The organism is Yoonia sp. BS5-3 (assembly GCF_038069655.2).
Lineage (GTDB): Bacteria > Pseudomonadota > Alphaproteobacteria > Rhodobacterales > Rhodobacteraceae > Yoonia > Yoonia phaeophyticola.
The window spans coordinates 2,132,037-2,152,810 of record NZ_CP150951.2; the positions used below are offsets into that span (position 1 = coordinate 2,132,037).

A 20,774-nucleotide genomic window follows, 5' to 3' on the forward strand; every position below is an offset into this window, starting at 1 on the left:
GGGGCATGGGTTCACTATATGCAGCGCAAGCCTACAATAACGCCTGGGCAAATCACCGGCTGATCACGGCATGCCGCCAGTTGCCCGCGGATCAGTTATCGCAGGACCGGCAAGGCTTTTTCGGCTCGATCATTGCAACGCTTAATCACATCCTCATCGTCGATTGGTTTTATGTCTCCGCATTAGAGGGGCGCTGCATGGGGCAAAGCGCCTTTGTTGACGAGATTCCGCATCCGGGCATCGCAGAATTGGCTTTGCAGCAACGGCAAATCGACGAACGGTTCATCAGACTGTGCGAGGCCCCGACGGCAGAGCTGGAGGGGCGCAAAATTGAACTACTGCGCCGCGGCAGTATTCAGATTGAACGGTTCGACCGCACGTTTCTGCATCTGATCCAGCATCAAATTCATCACCGGGGCCAGGTGCATGGCATGCTGTCCAGCACTGATGTTCCCCCGCCACAACTGGATGAGTTTTATATGGCCTGGGACGCAGACCGGCAATTACGTGCACCTGACTTTTCCAAACTGGGTTTTTTCGAAGACAAAATCTGGGGTTAAGACCAAACCCTTTTCGCGGGATCGCATTTCTCTTTTGCAACGCCGGTGGTTGACAGAACGTCAGGATCAGCCATCACTGTGCCAGGACACAGGAAAAGGAATGACCCATGTCCCCTAACGCAAAGGGCGCGCTATTCGCCTTATTCGCCTTTGGCGTGTTTGCGACCCATGACGTGGTCGTCAAGATTCTTGGTGGGATTTATTCCCCCTTCCAGATCGTGTTCTTCAGTGTCTTGCTCAGCTTTCCCTTGGCAACAGTTACGCTGATGCGTGATGCGAAGCCGGGCAATCTGCTGCCGGTGCATCCGTGGTGGATGGCGCTGCGGACGGGGGCTGCGGTGGTGACCGGGGTCTGTGCGTTCTACGCTTTCTCGGTCCTGCCATTGGCGCAGACCTATGCGATCCTCTTTGCTTCGCCGTTGCTGATAACCATTCTTGCGATCCCGGTTTTGGGCGAAAAGGTGCGGCTGCGCCGCTGGCTTGCGGTTCTGGTCGGGCTTGTGGGGGTGTTGATCGTGCTGCGGCCCGGCTCTACCACGCTGAATCTTGGCCATCTGGCGGCTATGACATCGGCGGTTGGTGGGGCTGTGGCCTCAATCGTGGTGCGCAAAATCGGCGCGGATGAACGGCCCGTCGTTGTCCTGCTCTATCCGATGATGGTGAACTTCGTTGTGATGGCCTGCGCGCTGCCATTTGTTTATCAGCCGATGCCGATTGAACATCTGGGGATGCTGGGGATCATCGCGGCCTTTGCCTGGACCGCAAACAGGCTTTTGATCAAAGCCTATCAGGACGGCGAGGCGGCCATCATCGCGCCCATGCAATATAGCCAGATCATCTGGGCCAGCGTCTTTGGGCTGATGTTCTTTGATGAGGTCATCGATCAGCCGACGATGATCGGCGCAGGTGTGATCATCGCCAGCGGGCTTTACATTGTGCTACGTGAAAGCAAGGGCGGCGGATCCGAGAACACGCCGGTGCTGCGGACCAGATCGCGTTCAGAAACAGGGACCACTCCGCGCGTGTCGCTATTCATGCGGATCGCAGGCAAAACCCCGCCCCGTCAAGAGGATTAGAGCGTTTTGATCACGCGGCCTCTGGGGGCGCAAAGCTATGCGGTGTCGCGCGCGCCCAACGTTCCCGGTAGATAGGGTTATCGTCGCCATCATCCAGCAAAAACCCCTCGCGCAGATAGCTATAGACATCAGCAGCTTCGGTCATTTGCCCATCTCCGGCACGCGTCATGAAATGATAGGGCAGAAAACCACAAGGGTTATCAAGGCCGGCAGCGCCGGCCATTTCGCCCAAGGCTTTCAACGTGTTTCGATGAAACCGCGCAACGCGCTCTGATTTGTCCGGCACGTTCAGCGCCTTTTGACGCAGCGGATCTTGGGTGGTCACACCGACGGGGCAATGGTTCGTATGGCAAGCCTGCGCCTGAATGCAGCCGATGGCAAACATATAGCCCCGTGCCGAATTGCACCAATCGGCACCCAGCGACAGGGCTCGGGCAATATCAAAGGCACTGACAATCTTGCCCGCAGCACCGATCTTGACCTGATCGCGGATACCGGCACCGCGCAGCGTGTTATGAACAAATGTCAGCCCTTCTACCATGGGCATACCAACATGATTGGCAAACTCTAGCGGGGCAGCGCCAGTGCCGCCTTCGGTGCCATCCACAACGATGAAATCTGGAATGATATCGGTCTCAAGCATCGCTTTGACCATGCACATAAATTCGCGCCGGTGGCCGATGCATAGCTTGAAACCAATCGGTTTGCCGCCCGAAAGCGTGCGTAACTGACCAATGAATTGCATCAACTCCATGGGGTTGGAAAATGCGCTATGGGCAGCGGGCGAGACACAATCAACGCCCATCGGGATATCACGGGCCTCGGCAATCTCGGGGGTGATCTTGGCGGCAGGCAGCATACCACCATGGCCGGGCTTTGCACCCTGGCTCAGCTTGATTTCAATCATCTTGACCTGATCAGCGCTGGCCTGTTTGGCGAATTTATCGGGGTTGAACGTGCCGTCATCATTGCGGCAACCAAAATAACCAGAGCCGATTTCATAGATCAAATCGCCGCCGCCTTCACGGTGATAGCGGCTGATACCACCTTCGCCAGTGTCATGGGCAAAGCCACCCGCCTTAGCGCCGTTATTCAAAGCCAGAATGGCGTTGGCCGACAATGAGCCAAAGCTCATAGCCGAAATATTATAAAGCGACGCGCGATAGGGTTGGGTGCATTTGGGCCCGCCCACAGGAACGCGAAAATCGGTATCTTCGAAATGGGTCGGTTGAACAGAGTGGGTCAGCCAGGAATAGCCAGCTTCATAGATCTTTTCATGGCTTCCGAAGGGGCGCTTGTCTTCGGCACCCTTGGCGCGCTGATACACAAGCGAACGTTGCTCGCGGCTAAAGGGCTGCTCTTCCTGATCGCTCTCGATCAGGTATTGGCGAATTTCAGGCCGAATTTTCTCGAATAAGAATCGCAGATTGCCTAAAACCGGATAGTTGCGCAGCACGGCATGGCGATCCTGGGTCAGATCATGCAGACCCAGCAGGGTCAGCCCGGCAAAGACGATGAAAAAGACAAAGACCCAGGGTACCCAAAACCCGACAATCACGCAGATCAGCGTCATGGCGGCGACGAAAACAAGGGTCGCGTAGCGTTGTAGCGAAATCAATTTGTCCAAAACGGGTCCTCCTTGGACGTACAGTAGGGCCCTGTTTTAGTTAAAGAAAGGTAGTTTGCTGTGCTATCGATGACAGGTTGATCAAAAATCCGGGACCACGCCGGGCAAATCAAGCGCCTTGATCAGCTCGCGCAGCTCTTGGCGGGCGGCGACGTTTGAGATATTCATGCCCTTCACGCCAATATCGCGCAGATCCAGCAAGGTCAGACCGCGGGGGAACAATTCGCGGAAAATCACGCGCTCATTAAAACCGGGGGCGGTACGGAACCCGATACGCTTGGCCAGTTTCGTGATGGCGCGGTGCATCTTTTCTTTATTGACCATGGCCTGCGCACCCAACCGGTTGCGTACGACAATCCAGTCAATTGGTTTCAAACCCGCTTGCGCCCTAAGCTGGCGGGCATTCCAGACCATTTCGGAATAGACGGACGGGCCTGTGATCTCTTCGCCATCACTATCGACATGGGCGAGCAGATCGAAATCGATAAAGCTGTCATTAAGCGGGGTGATCAGCGTATCTGCCAAGGAATGGGCGACCTGGCTTAGCCTTGTGTGCGAGCCGGGGCAGTCGATCAGAATGAAATCGCAATGGGGCTCCATCTGGGCGACAGCCATCGATAGCCTGCGATCATAGGCGTTTTCACCTGGCTGCAGGCTGTCCTGATCGATATCAGGCAAATCCTGATAGCTTGGGGTTGGCAAGCTCAACCCCTTTTTGTTCAGGAAAGCATTGCGGTTGGTGATATAACGGGCAAGCGTTTTTTGCCGCAGGTCAAGATCCAAAGTGCCGACAGAATGGCCGATACGGGCCAAAGCTGTTGCCACATGCATGGATACGGTCGACTTACCCGCACCACCTTTTTCATTGCCCACAACGATAATATGCGCCAACGCACCCACCCCAGATATAGTATTCAGAGGCAGTTTATTTGGTTCATGATGGGTTTGGAAGGCAGGAAAGGGCTTTGGGACGTGTTAAAATGCACGCAGCTGATCGGGTGCGACCGGGCGAACCCTTGACACTGGGGCCGCAAGCCATCATTTGCCACACAACCGACGCAAGCTGCCGCGTGAGCAGGGCGCGGGCTTATGCCCAACGCAAGGCGTCGCTTAAACATTCAGGTTCCCACATCACGCAGGGGGTCCCGCGCCAAATCGGCGCCCGGACAATGCGGTCTTGGCTGTCAGCATATTGGCGCAACCTTGCAGAAGGCCCCGGCATCCGGTCGGCGGCCAATGATATGCGCAGGCGCTCTGCCTGCTGAAAGATAGGACAATCCTTTATGGATTTTGATATGCTGGGCCTCGCGCCCCGACTTGTAAACGTGCTCAAAGAGCAAGGGATCACCGATCCTACGCCGATCCAGACCCAAGCCATCCCGCATGCGATGAACGGGCGTGATGTCATGGGGCTGGCCCAAACTGGGACCGGCAAGACCGCAGCTTTTGGGCTGCCCATGATCAATGCGCTGCTGAAGGCCGGATCGAAACCTGGGCCCAAGACGGTGCGTGGGTTGATCCTCGCGCCCACGCGGGAATTGGCCAAACAAATCGCCGATAACCTGACCGCCTATACCAAAGGAACACATCTGAAAGTGGCCCTTGTTGTAGGCGGGGCCGGTATTGTGGGGCAAACCAAACGCCTGGCGAATGGTGTTGATCTGCTGGTGGCAACACCGGGGCGGCTGATTGACCTGATCGACCGGCGGGCTGTACGGCTCGACCAGACCCGGTATCTGGTGCTGGATGAGGCCGATCAGATGCTTGATATGGGCTTTATTCATGCATTGCGGCAGATTGCGCCGCTCTTGGCAAAAGATCGGCAGACGATGATGTTCTCGGCAACGATGCCAAAGCTGATGAACGAGTTGGCCAATACGTATTTGAACGATGCGGTACGTGTGCAAGTGAACCCGCCCGGACAGGCGGCAAAGAAGATCAACCAATCGGTGCATTTCGTGGCACAAGCGGCCAAGACCGATCTGCTTGTCGAATTGCTGGATAAACACCGGGATGAGCTGGCACTGGTTTTTGGACGCACCAAGCATGGCTGCGAAAAACTGTACAAGACGCTTGAAAAGCGTGGCTTTGCGGCGGCTTCGATCCACGGCAATAAATCACAGGGGCAGCGTGACCGGGCGCTGACGGCCTTTAAAGAGGGCAAAGTGCGGGTGCTCGTGGCGACAGATGTGGCTGCGCGGGGGATCGATATTCCTGATGTGCGCCATGTCTATAACTACGATCTACCGAATGTGCCCGACAATTACGTGCACCGGATCGGACGAACGGCGCGGGCCGGGGCTGATGGGGCGGCAGTGGCGCTTGTCGCACCTGATGAGATGATCGAACTGCAAGACATCGAAAAGACGATGAAAGAAAAGATCCCCGTGGCATCAGGGCGGCCATGGGAAGTTCAACCGGGTCAGAAAAAGCGGCCCAATGGCGGCGGACGACGCGGCGGTGGCGGCGGCGGTGGAAACCGGCAGGGCAAACCGGGCGGGGGGAAGCCTGGCGGCAACCGGCGGCGCGGCAGCGGCAATCGGTCACGCGGAAAATCTGCAGCCTAAGGGTATCGGGGGCATCATGCCCCCGTATCTATTTTGGGGGTCAGCCCCAATTGACCGGATCAAGATGAAGTAGCTTTGAAAGCTGCGCATAAACATCAGGCTCTTCTGCCTGCAGCTTTGCGGGCTTTTCAAAAAAGGCTTCAATGATCACGGCAAAGAACTCTTGATGGTTTTCAGCGCCGTAGGCATCGATCACGGTTTTGCGGCCCTTGGCGACATTATCTTCGTGACGCGCAAACGCATCCAGCATGACCCGTTCCCATTCTGCAAAGCTTTGGCCCTTGCTGAGCAAGGGAACGGCATTGGTCGATCCGGACAGATTGTCCAGCTGATGGGCAAATTCATGCAAAACAAGGTTCTGGCCGTCTTTTTCGTCCAAACCGCCCTGCGCGCTATGCGGCCATGACAGCACCACCGGCCCGAACGCCCAGCTTTCGCCCAACCGTATCTCGCTGGTTTCGTTCACGATAAATCCATCATGCGATGTCTGCCGGGATTTGAAGGCGCCGGGATAGACCAAAATGGTGCGCAATGATTTGTACCAAGCGTCGGAATTGGCAATCAACAGACAGGCCTGTGCGGCAATAGACAGACGCATTGGTTCTGTCACCTCCAATCCGGCGCAGCCGATGATCTCGGTCTGGTGCAAAAACAGATTGATTTTCCCTTCCAGCTTAGGGGCAATCTGGGGCGGCAATTGCTTTGTCAAAGGGACCTGATCGGCAACGATCCGTCGCTGCTCTTCGGTTAACGGACTTGTCAGCAACCGGCGGTGCAACGCCTTTTTTTGCATCAGCCGAAAACCGGTAAAACCACCAAAAAGGACGAGCAATGTAAAAAGAAATGGGATCAAAATAGCGCGCCGATCAATCAACCATATTTACGAAATGCGTCCATCTCGATGGCCAGTTTCGTTTGAAGTTCAGACAGGTAGGTCATTTCTGCCTTGCGGGCATCTTCGTCCACCAGCGTTTTCAATCGCGCCTGAGAGGCCAGTATTTGCTGGCGCAAGATGACCACAGGTGATTTGGCGTCGGCCTCTTGCATCATGCGGTTCAGAACCGCATTTTGGGGATCGTCCAGATGTGGCAAGGGTTTACCTGCGCCTGGCAGATTATCAAGATCACCGCGTTTCTCGGCGTCTTGGACAATTTGATCGATCAAGTGGCTTAGCGGGTGATGCATAGGGTTATCCTGAAGATATGCGGAAACCTACCACTCTGACAGGGCGTCTTCAAAGACAGAAAAGGCGGGTTTTTCCCTTCCGCGACGATCAAAAAGTCCTGACCGGCTGTGGTAAGAGCCATTGTCATCGATCAACTTGAAATAATAGGCGCGTGCGATGGGAAGTTGCCGGATCGCCGCCAAATAGGCTGCCAGACGCGCGGCCTGATAATAAGGATCATCGGGCTCCAACTCGGGCGAAGGGCCGCCGAACTCGGTCACCCACACGGGCCGCCCCACCGTAAGGCCAGCAAACCAAGCCACAGCGCTTTGCCAAAGCCCATCGGCATCATAAAGATGGATATCAGCCACATCATAATCGGCGTTCTGCAAGACATAGGTGACCTCTGCAATCGTTCGTGCATTGCGATCGGCATCGGTTACGCAAAACCCCTGCTTGATCTCGGTCAGGTCGATACCGGGCAGGGTAAAGCTCTGCGCGTTCTGGCAATAAGCATGGGCGTATGCCGCCCGGCCAGTGATGCCGCCAAGAACAATCGTCAGATCGGGGGCCTCACGGCGTATGGTGTCGGCAAAACGGGTGTGCAAGGCAAGGAACTCTTGGGTAGAGCCGACAAATTGGTTATCCCATTCGTTCCCAAACTGGATCGCATCAATATCATTGCCGACAGCGGCCACCAATGCAGTCAAATATGCCTCTAGCGGGGCATCCGCCGTAATCAAACAGGAATGGGCATTGCGCCTGGCGCAGGCGGCATCGGGCGCGTCGCTTTGGACAGTCAACAAGATCGACAAGCCAGCTGCGCGCAGATCATCGATCCGGCGGCGCAGGGGGGTGAAGTCTGGCGCCATGCCCCGGCGGTTCCAATTCTCGGCAAAGCGGATATGGGTCAGGTCCAACTTATCCATGACGTCGATGGTAAAGTCGCGTTGTTCGCCGGTCGCGACCGGCGGAAAGCTGATACCCAATTCGGGGGAAGCTACGACATAGTTCGCAACGCAACAAAAAACGCCGGCGCAGAGGGCACCGGCGTTTTTAAATTGCACGATGGGTTGTATCCCATCCACGGTCTTAGAAACCAAGACCTGCGTATTTGTTTTTGAACTTGGAAACACGGCCGCCCGCATCCATCAGGCGTGTGCCGCCACCGGTCCATGCAGGGTGCACGGATGGATCAATATCCAGCGCCATTTGGTCGCCTTCTTTGCCCCAAGTGGATTTCATCTGAACCACAGTGCCATCGGTCATTTTGACGTCGATGATGTGATAATCTGGGTGAATATCTTTTTTCATGACGGCGATCCTTACGCTTCAGCGCCCTTAGGGGCCTTGTAGTTGGTAACTTCTGCGATCCGTGCGGATTTACCACGGCGCGAGCGCAGATAGTACAGCTTGGCGCGGCGGACACGGCCACGGCGCACAACGGTGATGCTGTCGATATTGGTGGAATGCAGGGGGAACACACGCTCCACGCCTTCACCAAAGGAAATCTTGCGAACGGTGAATGAGCCAGCGATGCCCTTCCCGTTCTTACGTGCGATGCAGACGCCTTCATAGTTCTGCACCCGGCTACGCGAGCCTTCGGTCACTTTGTAACCAACGCGGATGGTGTCACCCGCTTTAAAGTCGGGGATATCTTTCCCCAGCGCAGCGACTTGCTCCGCTTCGAGTTGTGCGATCAGGTCCATCTGACACGCTCCTTTGATATGCTTGCGGTTATCCGCAATGGTTTTTGCGTGGCTCAGAGCTCTGTGTCGTTACCGGGTCCGCTTATGCGCCCGCCAGAGATGCGTCATCATTGTTTCTTGTGGCTGTCCGGCCTGTCTGGTGAGGAAAGGTCAACGCAGACCTGCTCAATATCCAGGTGGTTCCATAAACCAATACCCGGAATCAGCAGGCTGACCGGGGATGGCTGCGTATAGGACGCGCGGGACCTGTGATCAAGAGCTATTGGGCAGGCGATATGCATGGCGGCGTGCATTTCTGCCGCGCCGCCACGCCTTGCAAGATTACATCAGGTTCTGGACGTTGATCCCAAATGTGATGGCCCCGATGACGGCGCCAGTGGCCGGATCGACAATCGGCAGTGAGGCTTGGGATTGATAAAAACCGGTGCTGTCGTCAAATTCGACATCCCCGACATGCAGCGCCTCGGCGCCGACCAGATAAGTCTCTTGCCATTTAGCCTCATCACCTTGCCAGTAATCGGATGTCTCAACGCTTTGGGCGACATTCAGCCCCTTGTTGTCCATCACAAAAACCTCGGTCACAAAGCCGGCCGTCCCGGTCTGCTGAGACCGCAACCACTCTGACACAGGATGTTCCAATAGGCCGCTGATCAGCGGGCCGCCATCTGCACCGGCCTCGGCGCGCCATTCTTGATCAAGGGCGATCACCTCGTCGTCGGACAGATCCGCATGGCGAACATTTTGTGCGTTGATGGCGGCGATCAAGGCCGGATCGGTCAGCCAGTTTGCCAGTTCACCCTTGGCATAGGCTTCCAGCGGCACGCGATAGGTGCCCTGTTTGCCAGGGGTCGCGATCAAATACAGGGTGATCGTATTGTTCATGCTAACGACAATGTCATGCGCCAGATCTGTCACGGCGATCACGTCATCAGAGCCGGGGGTTTGACCGGCAAGGAAAGCATCAAGAAAGCCGCGCTCTTCCTGCCACAGGGCTAAGGTCTGATCCAAACTATCGGCAACAGCATCCGTCGGGGGCGGATTGATCCCGGCTTCGGGCATGCCGCTGCGCAAGGCAACCAATGTACGCTCAAATAGGTCAGCGGCGGTTTCCAGATCGGCAAGGGTTTCGGGACCACCTGTGCCTGTAGCCAATTGGCATATGGCCCGGGACATCCGGTGTGCCAAAGCGCGTTGGCGGCCAGCAAAGTTCAAAATGGTAGCATCACTTTGCAGCAATTCCTGCGGATTGGAATATTGCCCCGAAATCTCGGCGGCCAATACCACGGTTTGCTCGAACAGGGCCGCGCGACCGTCTGCGATTGCGGCTGCGTCTGTCTCAGTGCCGCGATCCGATACAAGGCGTGCGGCGGATGCGGCGATTGGGGTCCAGGCGCCGATCGTTTCCTGGATGGTCGCTAGGGTACGGCCGCGGGTTTCGGTGGTGGGAATACCAAGCGCCGGGTTGCCATGTTCAAGACCTGCGAGGATCACATTGAACCGGTCCATGTCAGCGGCCAAATGCTGCTTGGCGTTATCTGTGTCGATACCTCCGTGGAACCGGCAGCTGGCAGCCGCCACGGATTCGCTAAGCGCACGCAAGCTGGCCGAGCGGTTCACACGCGCTTTCCCGCCATCATAAAGGGCAGGGTCAATAAACTCGGCGGTTGCGATTGTGGGGGTTGTTGTTGCACCAAAAACAGTCGGGAGGCCTAAAACGGCCGCAAGGATCGTGCCCTTTTTCATCACTCAGTACCTTCATTTTACTCGTAAAAAACATAACAGTTTTGAGATTAATCTGCGCAAATGGCGGATTTAGGGCACGAAAGAGGCAGGGCTGTCAGGACTTTGTTTTGACTTTATGTGCGTCCCACAAATCGGGCCGCCGGGTCTTTGTGATCTCTTCGCTTTGGTCTTTGCGCCATTGGGCAATCTTGGCATGATTGCCTGATAACAGCACATCCGGCACAGGCCGTCCGCGCCATTCAGCTGGCTTGGTGTATTGCGGATGCTCCAGCAGACCGCCCGAATGGCTTTCATCAACAGCGCTTTCGGCATTGCCCAATACACCGGGCAACAGGCGGACGGTTGCATCGATCATGGCTTGGGCTGCGATCTCGCCCCCTGTCATGACAAAGTCGCCCAGGCTGACTTCTTGAATGCCGAAATGTTCCAGCACACGCTCATCCACGCCCTCAAAGCGGCCGCAAAGCAGTGTGACGCCGTCCTGGCGGGCCCAATCGCGGGCCATGGCCTGATCAAAGCGGCGACCACGGGGGGACAAATAGACCAAAGGCATCACGCCCTTGGCAGCACGGCGGGCATCGGTGATGGCTTTTTCCAGCACATCGGCCCGCAGAACCATCCCCGCGCCGCCACCGGCCGGAGTGTCATCCACATTGCGATGCTTGCCAATGCCGTAGTCGCGCAGATGATAAGTCTCAAGGCGCCAAAGCCCGTCTTGCAATGCTTTGCCCGTCAGGCTTTCGCCCAGAACGCCGGGGAAAGCCTGCGGAAAAAGGGTGATCAGCTGCGCCGTCCAAGCCTTGGCGAGTGCAGGGACATCCGTCATCAACTCACGAGGTTTCAAGGTCGGGCGAACAGCAATACGGCCAGCGGATTTGGGGGTCTTTTTACTCATGGCCTTCATCTAGATTATTCGGAGGCACATGGAAACCATCAGCCCTTGGCGACGAACTCTACCTTGATCCGATCCGGGTCTTCGATGAAAAGCGCGTAATAGTCCGACCCGCCATTTGCAAAAGGGTAGCGATCCTCATAAAGGCGGGAAATGTTCTGTTCGACGCAAAATTGATGCAGCGTGTCGACACCCGCACGGTCAGGCACCGTAAAAGCCAGATGGTTTAGGCCAACCGCGCAGCGATGATAAGGTCGGTCTGCGTGCCGATCTTCAACGTGTACGAAGGTCAGATAGGTCTCTTGTGCCGCTTTCAGGGTGAACCCGTTTTCCCAATGATCGGTTTCCAGATAGCCGACATGTGCCAATAGCGGCGTCCAAAAGGCGCGCGACAGTGCCAAGTCAGAGACGTAGATTTCCACGTGATGCAGCATTGGTTCGGATCTCGTTACGGGCAGTCTTAGGCTAGCATGCCCGGCCCACCTGCACCACGCTGGTAGCAGCTGCCCGCAGCTTTAGGCGAAAAGCCCCTCTGGGGGGGCCGCGATTATCCGTTTTGTGGCCAGATCTACAGTAGGTACAATCGCCTTAGTAAACGGCAGCAGGACCGTTTCCGATTGGCCAACAGGTAAAATCTCAAGTAGATCACCGGCGCCGTGGTCCATGACGTTTTTGACGGTCCCAAGCTGCACGCCGCCTGTGTCCAGCACCGTCAAGCCAATCAGATCGGCGTAATAGTATTCATCATCGGGCAGCGTTGGCATCGCATCCCGGTCGGCGTAAAGGGCGACGTTGCGCAGCGCATCGGCCTCTTCTTTGGTGACGATCCCATCAACACGGGCGGTAAAGCCGCCCTTCAGCTGGCCGGTCAGCACGATCTGGGCAAAGCTTTTGCCGTCTTCGGTATAAAGCGGTGTATAATCGGCGATTGCTGCGGGGTCGGCGCAAAAGGACTTCAGACGCACCTCGCCATGCACGCCAAAGGCGCCGCCTAACGATCCAACCTGTACGCGTTCTGCCATTACTCCATCCCGATGCAAATATCGTAGATCCAAAGACCACCCACGTTACGGCAATTCTCTTCTGCTTTCGACCGTTCAAACAGGATGCCAGCCACAAAGGCGAACATGACCAGAATGATGGTACGGATTAAACGAAACATGAGCCTTCCCGAAACGAGGGGCGATGGCCCGGGGAAGAACCCCCGGGCCATATGCGTTGGCTTATTCTTCAGCCGCGGCTTCTTCTGCTGGGGCTTCTTCGGCCGGGGCGTTGGCAGCTTCTTCAGCAGCTTTTGCCTTTTCAGCCTTTTCCTCAGCGCGGGCCTGCGCGGCCTTGCCTGGGGTGCCCTTCTTGGGGTTGTTGCGCTCTTTCTTGGGCAACTCGCCGGCAGCTTCCAGCATGCGGCTGACACGGTCTGTTGGCTGTGCGCCTTCGCTGAGCCAGTATTTCACGCGCTCCATGTTCATTTTCACGCGCTCTTCGCTGTCTTTGGGCAGCATGGGGTTATATGTGCCCAGCTTTTCGATGAAGCGGCCATCGCGCGGCATGCGGCTGTCGGCCGCCACAATCGCGTAAAATGGACGTTTCTTTGAGCCGCCACGGGCCAAACGGATTTTCATAGCCATCAGATTTTCTCCTTAAAGATGGTGGTGTTAGCGTGGGTTTCACCCACCCTACGATTGGTGTTGTTTGTGGTGTTGGATGACTTCCTGAATGATGAAATTCAGAAATTTCTTGGCAAATTCCGGGTCAAGATCGGCCCGGTTTGCAAGATCAGTAAGCCGCGCGATCTGCTTTTCTTCGCGCGCGGGGTCGGATGGGGGCAAATCGTGTTCGGCTTTGAGTGCGCCGACGGCCTGCGTGTGTTTAAAGCGCTCGCCCAAAGTATAGACGAGGATCGCATCCAGCCGGTCAATGCTTTCGCGATGCCCTTTGAGGATTTCTGCGGCGCGGGTGACATCATCAGCCATCTGCCTGCTCCTTTAGTTCGTGTCGAAAAACAAAAGCTGTATCGCTCAGGGCCGCCTCGGCAGCAGCATCGCGCTGCCCGCCCAGCCGGGTGGAAACCGCTGCTGACCGCGGATGACCTGCATCCACATAGCTGACGACGCTGCTGCGCCCTTGGCTGCGGGCAAAATCCAGCAGGGCTTGGCCTGCCTCGGTTGCGACGCCCTGGCCTTCAGCATGATCGTTCAGCATCCAGCCAATCTCAACCTCTGGATCGCCCCACTCGTGATCAATGGCGGCAAAGCCCAGATGGGTGCCATCCGCCTTGGCTTCAATCGAAAACAGCCCGATGCCGCGCAAAAGCCAGCTGGCGATCATCTGGTTATAATCGAGCCAGGCATCCAGATCGCTGCCGCCTTCATGGGGCCAACGCTCGGAATGGAAGATCGTGCAATAGGCGTCAAACTCGTCGATCCGGGGCGCGCGCAGGCGCAACCGCTCGGTTTCCAGTACCGGAACCGTCGCTTGCAGCTGCGCGGTCAGTGCCGCTGCGAAGCCTGTCGGGGGTGTCAGCCAAGGTTTCATGCGGCACCTCGGGTATGCCGATAGACCAAAGTGCTCGGATACGGCGGGGTGCGCGCGTCCGGATCATGCACCGCACCCAGCTTTTGCGCGACCTTGATCGAGGCCGGGTTTTGATCCCAGATATAGCTGACAGCACTGTCCAGATCAGTCGTGGCGAAGGTGTGATCAAGTATGGCGCGCGCGGCTTCTGTGGCGATGCCGCGATTTTCGAACCCGTCAAAGATAAACCAACCGCATTCAGGTTCGGGGAAATCAGGAGGGTGCACCAAGCCCACACCGCCGATCATGGCGCCATCCAATTCCACGGCCAAAGTGCCAAACCCGTAAAGCGGCCAGCTGGCAGTATCATTGGTAAACCAGGTCCATGCTTCATCGCGGGTCTTGGGCCCACCCATCGTGACAGAGCGGGCGCCGGCCATAAACGCCGCGTAGGTGTCAAAATCGGCCCGCGCATAGGGACGCAACGTCAGCCGTTCGGTGTGCAATGTCGGGATCATGCGAGAACCTCTGGGATCGGGTGCCGCCAGATATGCATCAACCCATGGGTTGCATGTTCATAGGTTTCGCCATCTACGCAGCCCATCCGTCTGGCCAACGCGACAGATCGGGTGTTTGCAGGGTCCACAAGGCTGACGGCCGTGGTCCAGCCCAGCGTGCCATAGGCATAGCTGCGGGCCGCAAGGGCGGCCTCATAGGCGATGCCGCGCCCTTCGGCTGCTTCAAAGACGGACCATGCAATCTCGGGCTCGGGCCAGCCTTCGGGATAGAGCAACCCTACAATTCCCAAAGGTTCATCGGTCTGGCGGTCGGCCACCATCCAGCGCCCAAAGCCGCGCAATGTCCAATGCCCGATGATCTCGGCCAATTGCGCAAAGGCCTGCGCCCGGCTGAAAGGCCCGCCCAACATCTTGGCGCGTTCCGATCCGCGAAAGGCGGCATAGGCCTCAAAGTCGTCCGGCCGTGGCGCACGCAGGGTCAGGCGCTCTGTGTGCAATGTCGGGATCATGCGATGGCCTCGGCGGCTTGGGCCATGGCGCGTTTGTCGTTGTAAGGCAAATGCCGGAAAAAGATTACCTTTTCGCCGTCGACCACATCGCGGCGTTCTTCCATGGCCCCAAGACGCGAGGCCAGACGGATCGACCGGAAGTTCTCTGGCGCGATGAGCGAGATCAAAGGCTCAAGCCCCAATGTGCGCCCGGCCCATTCCCGTACGGCACAAGCCGCTTCAAAAGCGTAGGATTTGCCTTCAAACCCGTCGAACATATGCCAGGCCAGCTCAGGCTGGGGCCATTCAATATGGTTGATGATGCCGACCCGGCCAGCCGCGACGCCCGTGGCGCGTTCTGTCACCGTAAAGAACCCGTAGCCATGCCACTGCCAGTGGCCGATCCCTGCCAGAAAGCCGCGCCATGCGTCGCGCTCCGACCCTTTGCCGCCCACAGCCTCCATCCGGTCAGACCGGGTTACCCACGCGGTAAAGGCGGCCATATCGCTTTTCTGCGGGCCGCGCAGCACAAGGCGTGCTGTGGTGAGGGTCGGGGCGGGTGTCACCCTTGGACCCTCCGGGAGGAGTATTTTGGGAAATAAGAAGTCATTTTTTCTTGCCGAAACCGGACAGACCTGGAGGCAATTGCATGCCGCCGCCGCCGAGGCCTGGCATCCCCGCGGGCATTTTGCCTTGCAGGGCTTTGGCAGCCTCTTCCATGGCTTTGGGGTCATTCATATCGGGCATCCCGCCTTTGCCCATCATGCCCTTCATGGCCTGCTTAAGCATCCCGCCTTTGCCCATCTTTTTCATCATGCCGGCCATCTGCTTGTGCTGCTTGACCAGCTTATTCAGCTCGGACACTTCCAGACCGGCACCCTTGGCGATGCGTTTTTTGCGGGATGCGGCCAGTAGATCGGGGTTCGCGCGCTCTTTCTTGGTCATGGAGTTGATCAGGGCGATCTGGCGTTTGAGAATGCTGTCATCAAAGCCAGCCTGATCCATCTGTTTGGCCATTTTGGCAGCCCCGGGCAGCATGCCCATCATGCCTTCCATGCCGCCCATCTTCATCATCTGTTCCAGCTGCATTTTCAGGTCGTTCATGTTGAACCGGCCCTTCTGGAACCGCTTCATCATCTTTTCGGCCTGTTCCGCCTCGATCGTCTCTTGGGCCTTTTCAACCAGGGCGACGATATCGCCCATCCCAAGGATGCGGCCCGCGATCCGGTCTGGCTCGAAGGTCTCAATGGCGTCGAGCTTTTCGCCCAAGCCCACAAAGCGGATCGGCTTGCCCGTGATGGCCCGCATCGACAGAGCCGCACCGCCGCGACCGTCACCATCCATCCGGGTCAGGACAACGCCGCTCACGCCGATCTTGTCGTCAAATTCCTGGGCCACGTTCACCGCGTCCTGCCCGGTCAGGCCATCGACCACCAGCAAGGTTTCACGCGGGTTGGCCACATCGCGCACCTCGGCGGCCTGCGCGATCAGTTCCTGATCGATATGCAGCCGGCCTGCAGTGTCCAGCATATAGACGTCATAGCCGCCAAGGCTGGCCTGGGTCTTGGCGCGTTTGGCGATTTGGACCGGTGTTTCGCCTGGGACAATCGGCAGCGTATCGACGCCGATCTGCCCGCCCAGGATCGCCAGCTGCTCCATCGCGGCAGGGCGGTTGGTGTCGAGCGAGGCCATCAGCACGCGCTTGCCCTCACGATCCTTTAGCCGTTTGGCCAGCTTGGCGGTTGTCGTGGTTTTACCCGAACCTTGCAGGCCGACCATCAGGATCGGGGCAGGTGGGTTGTCGATTTTCAGTGCGCCAGGATCTTCGTCGCCGGTCAGGATATGTTGCAGCTCATCATGGACGATCTTGACGACCTGCTGACCGGGGGTGATCGATTTGGTGACAGCCTGACCTGTAGCCTTTTCCTGCACGGCCTTCACGAAGTCGCGGGCGACGGGCAGCGAAACGTCCGCTTCGAGCAGAGCGACGCGTACCTCGCGCAGAGCGGTTTTCACATCATCCTCGGACAGCGCACCCTGTTTGGTCAGCTTGTCAAAGACGCCGGAGAGGCGGTCGGATAGATTTTCAAACATCGGCCATGGCCCTCGTTTCGTTTCAGTTGCCCGCTTCATATAGGAAGCGATGCGATAAAGCAGTAGCGCCCCCGTGGGCGCGACGCGCTGACGGAGGGCGATCCCCTAAAGAGCGGGGACCGGAAAGCTGGTGCTATCCGGGTGTTGGAAAGGCGTTTATGCCTGCGGAGGCTGTGAGTCAACATCCATGGATAGCCAGGCGTTGATGGAATTGGCCACGGCGACAATGGCGCTCTCGCCGGTGCGCCAGCTTGGTAGGATATGAATATCGGGAGGATCGGCTGTGGCAAATATCAGCGCGAGGTTTGGTGGTGGACGAACGCCTTTGTAAGCGAGAATCAGGCTCAGGTCCTTCCAGATATTTGCCTCAATCATGTCGGTCAGCTGATGGCTGATTTGATCCGTTTTGCGAAAGTAGGTTTGGGTCACCGTCACGGTTCCCAAGCCACGGTCCAGTATGACGCGCACAGCATGAAAGGAAATGAGCCCGGTCGCAAAGGCGATAAGACCACCGGCAATAAGTGAGGCCATCGCCATCTTAGCATTATTTGTGACGACCCCCATGACAAGACCGCCAATCGCGCAGGTCGCGACAGTTGCAAAAGCAGTATCCATGGGTGTGGTTTTGCCTCGGCGATCAAAAGATCGGGCGTGTTCTGGATGATTTTCAAGACAGTACCGCACGTGATTGTCCCGTGACTGACATTCGTATCGGTTCGACCTCATTGGCGTGCTTTATATCGATCTCTGCAATGCCCAAAAAGCCGAGCACTTGGCGCAGATGGGGCGTTGCGAAATCCAAGGGGCCGCCGATCTCAGTTCCGCCCGAGGCGGTTGCGATAATGGCGCGCTTGCCCGTGAGCAATCCGACCGGGCCGTCGGATGTATAATGGAATGTGACCTTTGGGCGGGCGACCAGGTCGACCCATGCTTTCAGCGCGGCCGGCATGCCAAAATTATAGACCGGCAAACCGATCACGATCGTGTCGGCGGCTTGCAGCTCGGCAATTAACGTGTCGGACAAGGCCAGCGAAACATGATCGGCATCGGTTCGGGCGTCGGCTGGAACCAAACGGGATGCGATCCAAGTGCCGTCAATCTGCGGCAAAGGGGTTGCAGCTAAATCACGGCGGATGACGCGCTCCGGGGCGAGATTTGCAACCAGTTTGGCGGTTGCCGCACGCGTGGTTGACCCGCTCAGGGTGCCTGATGCGTCGATATGAAGGACAGTTCCGGTCATTGCTTTTCTCCTGCAATATGCATGTAGGGGTAATCTAGGCATTGCATTTTTGAACGAAATGCCGGACTTTCCACATGTTATGTTTGCACGCGCACAGGTTTGGCATGGACAACTGGGACGAAATACGGACGGCCTATCAGGTGGCCAGCAGAGGAACCGTTAGCGGGGCGGCTGAGGCGCTGGGCGTGCACCACGCCACGGTGATCCGGCATATCGATGCGCTCGAGCAGCGGTTGGGGGTGAAACTGTTTCAGCGGCATCCGCGGGGATATACGGCAACCGAAGCGGGGCAGGACCTGTTGCAAGTGGCCAAAGCCACTGACGATCAATTCACGCAGCTGGCCGGACGGATCCGGGGGCAGGGGGAAGGGGTCTCGGGGGATCTGGTGATCACCTCGCTTGATATGCTGTCCTCGGCGCTGACGCCTGTGATGGTGGCATTTCAGGTGGAACATCCTGAAATCACGATCAGATACCGGACGGGGGATCGGGTGTTCCGGCTGGAATACGGCGAGGCGCATGTGGCGATCCGGGCAGGGTCGATGCCCGAAGAGCCGGACAATGTGGTGCAGCCATTCATGTCACAGCGGTTTTCGCTGGTAGGGTCAGAGGCTTACATCGCCCGGCACGGATTGCCCCAATCGGAAGAGGACCTGCCCAATCATTCCTTTGTTGTCTTCGACAATGAAAAATCGCGGGCGCCTTTCGGGATCTGGCTTCGGGAAAGGGTGCCCGAGGCGCGGCTGACTTATCGGGCGACGGATAACCGGAACATGCTGGATGCCATTTTGGCCGGGGCAGGGCTTGGCTTTGTCGTCACTCAGGAACTAGAGCGGCCAGAGCTGACCGAAGTATTGCCAAGCCAAGATGAATGGTCTGCGCCGCTCTGGCTGGTGACACATGTGGATTTGCACCGGACCACCAAAGTACAGGCATTCCTGACCTTCTTGAAGGCACATATGAAAGACATACCCGGCAGATGAAACCAGCTTATGCAGGGCATCTGGCGATGCTGGCTTTTTCACTTCTGGTGGCGGGATCATTTGCGCTTGGGGTGCTGTCGGCCAATGACATTAGCCCGATGGCATTGAACGCGGTACGGTTCTGGATCGCGGCGGGGGTGATCGGGGCGACGGTTCTGGCGACAACGGGGATGCAGCGGCAGGCCTTGGCGGCGCCATGGCGTTATGTTGTGCTGGCGGGGTTCTTCACAACCTATTTTGTATTGATGTTCGAAGGGCTGAAAACGGCCCCGGCGGTCAGCGCTGCAGCAGTCTTTACGCTGACGCCGGTGCTGACAGCGCTCTTTGGATGGTTGCTGTTGCGGCAGGTGCTGACCCGGCGAATGGCGCTGGCGCTGGGGGTCGGGGCTATCGGGGCGCTATGGGTGATCTTTGAGGCAGATTTCGACGCGCTGCTGCGGTTTGAAATCGGACGGGGCGAGCTGATCTATTTCTGCGGCTGCATCAGCCATGCAGTCTACACGCCAATGGTGCGCAAATTGCACAGGGGTGAGCCCGCAATCGTCTATACATTCTGCACCCTGCTGGCCGGGGCGATGATCCTGACGGTGCTGGGCTGGGGGGATTTGCGGGAAACGGATTGGGCATCCTTGCCAGGGATCGTCTGGGTGACGATCGGCTATACGGCCGTTTTCGCTAGCGCCGCGACATTTACCTTGCTGCAATTTGCCACGCTGCGGCTGCCCAGCTCAAAGGTGATGGCCTATACCTATCTGACGCCCAGCTGGGTGATCGCTTGGGGGACCGCCCTGGGGGGCGGGACGCCAGCACCTGCAGTACTGCTCGGGGTTGGGCTGACAATCATTGCTTTGCTGCTTTTGCTGAAGGACGAACACCCGTTCACGGGGTAATCACAAAACTGTTGCGACGGAAACATGCGAAGGCTGCGTTGAAGGTGCAGGTTTCGCAATGGAAGCCAGATCAATACAGGAGCATGAAAATGCAAAGAACAACAACAGCAATCGCCGGCGCAATCGCAACTGTACTGGCCCTTTCCGTCGCATTGCCAGTGATGGCGCAATCCGCAGATGACCAGGGCGCACGCGAAGATCGGCGCGGTCAAAGCGAACAAGGTCACGGCCAACGCCGTGACAGACAGCGCCTGGCCGAATTCCTTGAGCTGTATGACACCAACGCCGATGGCGATATCACACAAGAAGAGGTGGACGCCGTCCGCGCGGCACGGCTCGCTGAGTTTGACGCCGATCAAGACGGGCAGCTGAGCCTTTCGGAATACGAAGCGCTGTGGCTGAATGCGATGCGCGAACGCATGGTCGACCGGTTCCAATCCCATGATGATGATGGTGATGGCTTGGTAACCGTGGATGAGTTTGGCGAAAATTTCGCAAATCTCGTTGAGCGGGCAGACCGGAACGATGACGGCGTGCTGAACGCTGATGATCAGCGCCGCCCCGGCGGCGCGCGCCCAGATACTGAAACCGAATAACAATATAATCGGTTTTCAGTGCATTCTGTCATAGCCGTGTCGCCGGGATGCAGGACCTCTCTCCAGCGTTTCGATTTTAACTTGAAACTTCATGCATCACAAATCGCATTCG

General features: G+C 57.4%; 27 protein-coding genes. 6 read left to right on the forward strand and 21 right to left on the reverse strand.

Going from position 1 to position 20,774, the window contains the following annotated elements; genetic code table 11:
• Positions 1–5: 5 nt before the first annotated feature.
• Together AABB29_RS10695 and AABB29_RS10700 are read left to right on the forward strand one after the other, a co-directional pair.
• Positions 6–560, forward strand: coding sequence for a DinB family protein (locus AABB29_RS10695; protein ID WP_341366925.1), 555 nt, complete (start codon positions 6–8; stop codon positions 558–560).
• 107 nt (positions 561–667) lie between these two features.
• Positions 668–1,636, forward strand: a complete 969-nt coding sequence (locus AABB29_RS10700; RefSeq protein ID WP_341366924.1) for a DMT family transporter — start codon at positions 668–670, stop codon at positions 1,634–1,636.
• A 10-nt stretch (positions 1,637–1,646) separates the two neighbouring features.
• Here the strand turns inward: AABB29_RS10700 and AABB29_RS10705 are convergent, their stop codons facing one another.
• Both AABB29_RS10705 and AABB29_RS10710 read right to left on the reverse strand, forming a co-directional pair.
• Entirely contained in the window at positions 1,647–3,209 is a 1,563-nt protein-coding gene (locus AABB29_RS10705) for an FMN-binding glutamate synthase family protein (protein ID WP_341369102.1), read from the reverse strand.
• A gap of 135 nt (positions 3,210–3,344) precedes the next feature.
• Complete coding sequence (locus AABB29_RS10710; protein WP_341366923.1) at positions 3,345–4,154, reverse strand: division plane positioning ATPase MipZ; 810 nt, start codon at positions 4,152–4,154, stop codon at positions 3,345–3,347.
• A gap of 392 nt (positions 4,155–4,546) precedes the next feature.
• Between AABB29_RS10710 and AABB29_RS10715 the strand changes: the two genes are divergently transcribed.
• On the forward strand, positions 4,547–5,830 hold the full coding sequence (locus tag AABB29_RS10715) for a DEAD/DEAH box helicase (RefSeq protein ID WP_341366922.1): 1,284 nt from the start codon (positions 4,547–4,549) through the stop codon (positions 5,828–5,830).
• Positions 5,831–5,870: 40 nt separating this feature from the next.
• Here the strand turns inward: AABB29_RS10715 and AABB29_RS10720 are convergent, their stop codons facing one another.
• The 19 genes from AABB29_RS10720 to AABB29_RS10810 all read right to left on the reverse strand — a co-directional run bounded on the left by AABB29_RS10720 (position 5,871) and on the right by AABB29_RS10810 (position 18,193).
• Positions 5,871–6,683, reverse strand: coding sequence for a M90 family metallopeptidase (locus AABB29_RS10720; protein WP_341366921.1), 813 nt, complete (start codon positions 6,681–6,683; stop codon positions 5,871–5,873).
• A 17-nt stretch (positions 6,684–6,700) separates the two neighbouring features.
• Positions 6,701–7,015, reverse strand: a complete 315-nt coding sequence (locus tag AABB29_RS10725; RefSeq protein ID WP_341366920.1) for a DUF1992 domain-containing protein — start codon at positions 7,013–7,015, stop codon at positions 6,701–6,703.
• Between the two features lie 27 nt (positions 7,016–7,042).
• Positions 7,043–7,984 carry a hypothetical protein gene (locus AABB29_RS10730; protein ID WP_373636496.1) on the reverse strand — a complete coding sequence of 314 codons (942 nt, stop codon included), beginning with the start codon at positions 7,982–7,984 and terminating at the stop codon, positions 7,043–7,045.
• A 103-nt stretch (positions 7,985–8,087) separates the two neighbouring features.
• Complete coding sequence (rpmE, locus tag AABB29_RS10735; protein ID WP_341366917.1) at positions 8,088–8,309, reverse strand: 50S ribosomal protein L31; 222 nt, start codon at positions 8,307–8,309, stop codon at positions 8,088–8,090.
• A gap of 11 nt (positions 8,310–8,320) precedes the next feature.
• Positions 8,321–8,704: a 50S ribosomal protein L19 gene (rplS, locus tag AABB29_RS10740; protein ID WP_341366916.1), complete on the reverse strand. Its 384-nt coding sequence runs from the start codon at positions 8,702–8,704 to the stop codon at positions 8,321–8,323.
• 321 nt (positions 8,705–9,025) lie between these two features.
• Positions 9,026–10,447 (reverse strand): type IV pili methyl-accepting chemotaxis transducer N-terminal domain-containing protein, encoded by a 1,422-nt coding sequence (locus AABB29_RS10745; RefSeq protein ID WP_341366915.1) that lies wholly within the window; start codon positions 10,445–10,447, stop codon positions 9,026–9,028.
• 94 nt (positions 10,448–10,541) lie between these two features.
• Entirely contained in the window at positions 10,542–11,342 is an 801-nt protein-coding gene (trmD, locus tag AABB29_RS10750) for a tRNA (guanosine(37)-N1)-methyltransferase TrmD (RefSeq protein ID WP_341366914.1), read from the reverse strand.
• 38 nt (positions 11,343–11,380) lie between these two features.
• The gene (locus AABB29_RS10755) at positions 11,381–11,773 is read right to left on the reverse strand and encodes a VOC family protein (protein ID WP_341366913.1); all 393 of its coding nucleotides are present in this window, start codon (positions 11,771–11,773) and stop codon (positions 11,381–11,383) included.
• Positions 11,774–11,854: 81 nt separating this feature from the next.
• The gene (gene rimM, locus AABB29_RS10760; protein WP_341366912.1) at positions 11,855–12,361 is read right to left on the reverse strand and encodes a ribosome maturation factor RimM; all 507 of its coding nucleotides are present in this window, start codon (positions 12,359–12,361) and stop codon (positions 11,855–11,857) included.
• Positions 12,361–12,501 (reverse strand): hypothetical protein, encoded by a 141-nt coding sequence (locus AABB29_RS10765; RefSeq protein ID WP_341366911.1) that lies wholly within the window; start codon positions 12,499–12,501, stop codon positions 12,361–12,363. Before AABB29_RS10765 ends, rimM begins: the two co-directional genes overlap by 1 nt.
• A gap of 61 nt (positions 12,502–12,562) precedes the next feature.
• Positions 12,563–12,967, reverse strand: coding sequence for a 30S ribosomal protein S16 (gene rpsP / locus AABB29_RS10770; RefSeq protein WP_341366910.1), 405 nt, complete (start codon positions 12,965–12,967; stop codon positions 12,563–12,565).
• 48 nt (positions 12,968–13,015) lie between these two features.
• Positions 13,016–13,312 carry a chorismate mutase gene (locus AABB29_RS10775; protein WP_341366909.1) on the reverse strand — a complete coding sequence of 99 codons (297 nt, stop codon included), beginning with the start codon at positions 13,310–13,312 and terminating at the stop codon, positions 13,016–13,018.
• Positions 13,305–13,874 carry a GNAT family N-acetyltransferase gene (locus tag AABB29_RS10780; protein ID WP_341366908.1) on the reverse strand — a complete coding sequence of 190 codons (570 nt, stop codon included), beginning with the start codon at positions 13,872–13,874 and terminating at the stop codon, positions 13,305–13,307. Before AABB29_RS10780 ends, AABB29_RS10775 begins: the two co-directional genes overlap by 8 nt.
• Complete coding sequence (locus tag AABB29_RS10785; RefSeq protein WP_341366907.1) at positions 13,871–14,371, reverse strand: GNAT family N-acetyltransferase; 501 nt, start codon at positions 14,369–14,371, stop codon at positions 13,871–13,873. The genes AABB29_RS10780 and AABB29_RS10785 overlap by 4 nt, the downstream gene beginning before the upstream one ends.
• Positions 14,368–14,880: a GNAT family N-acetyltransferase gene (locus AABB29_RS10790; protein WP_341366906.1), complete on the reverse strand. Its 513-nt coding sequence runs from the start codon at positions 14,878–14,880 to the stop codon at positions 14,368–14,370. The genes AABB29_RS10785 and AABB29_RS10790 overlap by 4 nt, the downstream gene beginning before the upstream one ends.
• The gene (locus tag AABB29_RS10795; protein WP_341366905.1) at positions 14,877–15,425 is read right to left on the reverse strand and encodes a GNAT family N-acetyltransferase; all 549 of its coding nucleotides are present in this window, start codon (positions 15,423–15,425) and stop codon (positions 14,877–14,879) included. Before AABB29_RS10795 ends, AABB29_RS10790 begins: the two co-directional genes overlap by 4 nt.
• A gap of 40 nt (positions 15,426–15,465) precedes the next feature.
• A complete protein-coding gene (gene ffh, locus AABB29_RS10800) occupies positions 15,466–16,953 on the reverse strand; it encodes a signal recognition particle protein (RefSeq protein WP_341366904.1) in 1,488 nt (495 codons plus the stop codon).
• A 156-nt stretch (positions 16,954–17,109) separates the two neighbouring features.
• Positions 17,110–17,568 (reverse strand): hypothetical protein, encoded by a 459-nt coding sequence (locus AABB29_RS10805; RefSeq protein ID WP_341366903.1) that lies wholly within the window; start codon positions 17,566–17,568, stop codon positions 17,110–17,112.
• A gap of 52 nt (positions 17,569–17,620) precedes the next feature.
• Positions 17,621–18,193 (reverse strand): NAD(P)H-dependent oxidoreductase, encoded by a 573-nt coding sequence (locus AABB29_RS10810; protein ID WP_341366902.1) that lies wholly within the window; start codon positions 18,191–18,193, stop codon positions 17,621–17,623.
• A 104-nt stretch (positions 18,194–18,297) separates the two neighbouring features.
• Between AABB29_RS10810 and AABB29_RS10815 the strand changes: the two genes are divergently transcribed.
• From AABB29_RS10815 to AABB29_RS10825, 3 genes are all read left to right on the forward strand, one after another.
• The gene (locus AABB29_RS10815; protein ID WP_341366901.1) at positions 18,298–19,176 is read left to right on the forward strand and encodes a LysR family transcriptional regulator; all 879 of its coding nucleotides are present in this window, start codon (positions 18,298–18,300) and stop codon (positions 19,174–19,176) included.
• Positions 19,173–20,066, forward strand: coding sequence for a DMT family transporter (locus AABB29_RS10820; RefSeq protein WP_341366900.1), 894 nt, complete (start codon positions 19,173–19,175; stop codon positions 20,064–20,066). The genes AABB29_RS10815 and AABB29_RS10820 overlap by 4 nt, the downstream gene beginning before the upstream one ends.
• A gap of 89 nt (positions 20,067–20,155) precedes the next feature.
• A complete protein-coding gene (locus AABB29_RS10825) occupies positions 20,156–20,662 on the forward strand; it encodes a hypothetical protein (RefSeq protein ID WP_341366899.1) in 507 nt (168 codons plus the stop codon).
• Positions 20,663–20,774 lie beyond the last annotated feature (112 nt).

What these genes read in the sequence shown, in the direction of transcription:
- AABB29_RS10695 (WP_341366925.1), top strand. Translation starts at nt 6, where the DNA reads ATGGGTTCACTATATGCAGCGCAAGCCTACAATAACGCCTGGGCAAAT.
- AABB29_RS10700 (WP_341366924.1), top strand. Translation starts at nt 668, where the DNA reads ATGTCCCCTAACGCAAAGGGCGCGCTATTCGCCTTATTCGCCTTTGGC.
- AABB29_RS10705 (WP_341369102.1), bottom strand. Translation starts at nt 3,209, where the DNA reads ATGACGCTGATCTGCGTGATTGTCGGGTTTTGGGTACCCTGGGTCTTT.
- AABB29_RS10715 (WP_341366922.1), top strand. Translation starts at nt 4,547, where the DNA reads ATGGATTTTGATATGCTGGGCCTCGCGCCCCGACTTGTAAACGTGCTC.
- AABB29_RS10725 (WP_341366920.1), bottom strand. Translation starts at nt 7,015, where the DNA reads ATGCATCACCCGCTAAGCCACTTGATCGATCAAATTGTCCAAGACGCC.
- rpmE (WP_341366917.1), bottom strand. Translation starts at nt 8,309, where the DNA reads ATGAAAAAAGATATTCACCCAGATTATCACATCATCGACGTCAAAATG.
- rplS (WP_341366916.1), bottom strand. Translation starts at nt 8,704, where the DNA reads ATGGACCTGATCGCACAACTCGAAGCGGAGCAAGTCGCTGCGCTGGGG.
- AABB29_RS10745 (WP_341366915.1), bottom strand. Translation starts at nt 10,447, where the DNA reads ATGAAAAAGGGCACGATCCTTGCGGCCGTTTTAGGCCTCCCGACTGTT.
- trmD (WP_341366914.1), bottom strand. Translation starts at nt 11,342, where the DNA reads ATGAGTAAAAAGACCCCCAAATCCGCTGGCCGTATTGCTGTTCGCCCG.
- AABB29_RS10755 (WP_341366913.1), bottom strand. Translation starts at nt 11,773, where the DNA reads ATGCTGCATCACGTGGAAATCTACGTCTCTGACTTGGCACTGTCGCGC.
- rimM (WP_341366912.1), bottom strand. Translation starts at nt 12,361, where the DNA reads ATGGCAGAACGCGTACAGGTTGGATCGTTAGGCGGCGCCTTTGGCGTG.
- AABB29_RS10765 (WP_341366911.1), bottom strand. Translation starts at nt 12,501, where the DNA reads ATGTTTCGTTTAATCCGTACCATCATTCTGGTCATGTTCGCCTTTGTG.
- rpsP (WP_341366910.1), bottom strand. Translation starts at nt 12,967, where the DNA reads ATGGCTATGAAAATCCGTTTGGCCCGTGGCGGCTCAAAGAAACGTCCA.
- AABB29_RS10775 (WP_341366909.1), bottom strand. Translation starts at nt 13,312, where the DNA reads ATGGCTGATGATGTCACCCGCGCCGCAGAAATCCTCAAAGGGCATCGC.
- AABB29_RS10780 (WP_341366908.1), bottom strand. Translation starts at nt 13,874, where the DNA reads ATGAAACCTTGGCTGACACCCCCGACAGGCTTCGCAGCGGCACTGACC.
- AABB29_RS10785 (WP_341366907.1), bottom strand. Translation starts at nt 14,371, where the DNA reads ATGATCCCGACATTGCACACCGAACGGCTGACGTTGCGTCCCTATGCG.
- AABB29_RS10790 (WP_341366906.1), bottom strand. Translation starts at nt 14,880, where the DNA reads ATGATCCCGACATTGCACACAGAGCGCCTGACCCTGCGTGCGCCACGG.
- ffh (WP_341366904.1), bottom strand. Translation starts at nt 16,953, where the DNA reads ATGTTTGAAAATCTATCCGACCGCCTCTCCGGCGTCTTTGACAAGCTG.
- AABB29_RS10805 (WP_341366903.1), bottom strand. Translation starts at nt 17,568, where the DNA reads ATGGATACTGCTTTTGCAACTGTCGCGACCTGCGCGATTGGCGGTCTT.
- AABB29_RS10810 (WP_341366902.1), bottom strand. Translation starts at nt 18,193, where the DNA reads ATGACCGGAACTGTCCTTCATATCGACGCATCAGGCACCCTGAGCGGG.
- AABB29_RS10815 (WP_341366901.1), top strand. Translation starts at nt 18,298, where the DNA reads ATGGACAACTGGGACGAAATACGGACGGCCTATCAGGTGGCCAGCAGA.
- AABB29_RS10820 (WP_341366900.1), top strand. Translation starts at nt 19,173, where the DNA reads ATGAAACCAGCTTATGCAGGGCATCTGGCGATGCTGGCTTTTTCACTT.
- AABB29_RS10825 (WP_341366899.1), top strand. Translation starts at nt 20,156, where the DNA reads ATGCAAAGAACAACAACAGCAATCGCCGGCGCAATCGCAACTGTACTG.